Raw genomic sequence first — 2756 nt, 5'->3', positions numbered from 1 at the left:
CCTTGGGGAACGACGCCCGAACCATCCGCGCGGTCAACTCCGGCACCCCACGGTCATCCCACGCTTCCAGCGACACCTCTCGACCCTTCCCACCCGACGAATCCGACAATCATGCCAACAGGTGAATCCGAGTGGTTTGGCTATTCCCCAACGGAGTCCTGAAGGGCGCAGCACTGGCCCGCACCTCGGTAGCGCTCCGCCTGCTTGCCGGTGGTCAGCCGCTGGCCGGCGTACTCGACCAGGCAGTCGGCCTTCTTCTCCTCGTCGGTCAGCTGGTCGGCCGGCTTGAAGCTGATGTGCTGCGCGCCGAGCTGCTCGCGGACGTAGTCGTTGGCGAAGTTCGCGTTCGAGGTGAGGACGATGCCGGCGATGAGCAGCAGGACGGCGAGGCCCAGTCCGCCGATGCTGAACAGCAGGTCCAGGGTGCGCCGCTTCATGTCGTATCTCCCGGTGGGGGTGGGGGCGTCGTTGGTGTCGGCTCCCATCGTGTGGCCGCTCGGGGGGTCCCGGTCAGGGCCGAACCCCCTGTCCCTTCCGGGACCTTCGACTCCCGTCGTCGGGGGCCGTCCGGCCGGGCCGACCGGTCAGACCGGGGCGGAGACCGGGTGCAGGTCGGCCAGGTGGCCGGGCCGGCCGTAGCGGTAGCCCTGCCCGTGCACGCAGCCGATCGCGGTGACCGCCGCGTGCTGCCCCTCGGTCTCCACCCCCTCGGCCACCACCGCCAGGTCGAACGCGCCGGCCAGCCGGGTCACCATCTCCACGGTCGCGTACGCCCGGGTGTCGGTGTCGAGCCGCGAGACGAACGACCGGTCGATCTTCAGCTCGGTGGCCGGGATGCGGTGCAGGTAGCTCAGCGACGAGTAGCCGGTGCCGAAGTCGTCGATGGCGATCCGGATGCCCAGCTCGCGCAGCTGGCCCAGCCGCTCCAGCACGGCCTCGCTGCCGTCGATCAGCGCCGACTCGGTCAGCTCCAGGGTCAGCGCGCGGGGGGCCAGCCCGGCGCTGGCGGTGGCCGCGGTGACGGTGGCGATCAGGTCCGGCCGGCGCAGGTGCGCGGCGGCGATGTTCACCGCCACGGTGGCCTCCGGCGCCCGTTCCCGCCAGGTCGCGGCGGCCCGGCAGGCCTCGTGGATCACCCAGCGGTCGATCGGCACGATCAGGCCGGTCTCCTCGGCCAGCGGCAGGAACGCGGCCGGCCCGAGCAGCCCCAGCCGGGGATGCCGCCAGCGGACCAGTGCCTCCGCGCTGCGGACCGCGCCGGTGGCCAGGTCGACGATCGGCTGGTAGTCGAGGTGCAGCTGCTGCTCGTCGACGCCCGGCGCAGGTCGGCGATCAGCTCCGCCCGGGTCACCGCCGACTCGCGCAGCCCCGGCGTGCAGGTCCGGTACGCGGACTTCCCGGCGGCCTTGGCCGCGTACATCGCGATGTCGGCGTCGCGCAGCAGGTCGGTGTGGGAGGCGTGCTGCGGGCCGTACTCGGCGATGCCGATGCTGGCCGACGGGTGGATGCCGACGTCCTCCTCGCCCGCGGAGGGTTGCAGGGCGGCGAGCAGCCGCTCGGCGAGCCGTTCCGGCGCGACCTGGCCGCCCCCGTCGACCAGCACGGCGAACTCGTCCCCGCCGAGCCGCGCGATGGTGCCGTCGTCGCCGACCGCGTCCCGCATCCGGTCGGCGATGCTGGTCAGCAGGGTGTCCCCGGTGGCGTGCCCGAACCGGTCGTTGACCTGCTTGAACCCGTCCAGGTCCAGCAGCAGGACGGCGACCGGCGGCCCGTCGCGCAGCGCCCGGCGCAGCCGCCGGTTGAACATCAACCGGTTGGGCAGGCCGGTGAGCTGGTCGGCGTAGGCGAGCCGGCGCAGCCGCGCCACCAGGCGGAGGTTCTCGTTGGCGGCCAGCCCCTGCCGCAGCGCCAGGGCGCCGAGCAGCGCCATCATGCCGATGAAGATCAGGTGCGGGGTCTGCCCGGTGGGGTGCCGGGCGAGCACCACCGCGATGATCGCCCCGCCCACCGGCAGGTACGGCAGGGCGACCCGCCACCAGGGCGGCAACGGCGACTCGACGCCCTCGTCGCCGCCCTCGCCGGCCGGCGGCGGCGGGTACGTGGTGGCCACGCCGATCAGCAGGTAGCTCAGCGGCCAGCAGACGTCGATCACGTGCCCGGGGGCGTACGTGCCGTGCGCGACGAGCGAGACGTAGACCGCGTCGGCGCCGGCCCGGGTGGCCAGGCTCGCGCCGATCAGGGTCAGCGGCCGCCAGATCGGGCGGGCCGGGCCGGCCACCGCCACCAGGATGGTCAGCTGCATCAGGTCCAGCATCGGATAGAGCAGGCCGAAGGTGCGCAACGGATCGGCCAGGTCGGCGTCGGCGATGTCCTGAAACACCACCACCCAGCCGATCGGGATCAGGGCCAGCGCGACGATCACCCCGTCGAGCAGGGTGCGGGCCCGGCCCACCCCGCTGCGCGGGGCGGCGAGCGAGCAGAGCAGGGCCGCGGTGCCGGTGAGGATGCCGGCGGTGAAGATGGCACCGATCAGCGGGGTGTGCGGCAGTGTCTCGCCGCCGAGGCGCTCGACGGTCCACAACGTACGGCCGGCCGCGGCGAGGGCCATGGTGACCGCCAGCATCGTCCAGAACCGGCGCAGCGTCGCGGGATGCCGGCGGGCCGCGCCGACGCAGGCGAGGGTCGACCACCCGGCCACCGTGATCGCGCCGACGTCGCCGGCCAGCGCGGCGCCGGGCAGCGCGGCGGCCAGCCAG

At 73.8% G+C, this 2756-nt stretch carries 3 protein-coding genes; all 3 read right to left on the bottom strand.

Annotation, left to right across the window (positions count from 1 at the left end; translation table 11 throughout):
- Window positions 1-140: 140 nt before the first annotated feature.
- Window positions 141-485, bottom strand: coding sequence for a hypothetical protein (locus JNW89_RS33670; protein WP_238452111.1), 345 nt, complete (start codon window positions 483-485; stop codon window positions 141-143).
- A gap of 99 nt (window positions 486-584) precedes the next feature.
- On the bottom strand, window positions 585-1268 hold the full coding sequence (locus JNW89_RS33665) for an EAL domain-containing protein (protein WP_238452112.1): 684 nt from the start codon (window positions 1266-1268) through the stop codon (window positions 585-587).
- On the bottom strand, window positions 1157-2756 hold a 1600-nt coding region (locus tag JNW89_RS33660), incomplete at its 5' end, for a GGDEF domain-containing protein (RefSeq protein ID WP_238452110.1). The genes JNW89_RS33665 and JNW89_RS33660, both read right to left, overlap by 112 nt.

Source organism: Micromonospora sp. 4G55, from assembly GCF_016803375.1.
This window is presented reverse-complemented; position numbering and strand designations above follow the sequence as displayed.

What these genes read in the sequence shown, in the direction of transcription:
- JNW89_RS33670 (WP_238452111.1), bottom strand. Translation starts at nt 485, where the DNA reads ATGGGAGCCGACACCAACGACGCCCCCACCCCCACCGGGAGATACGAC.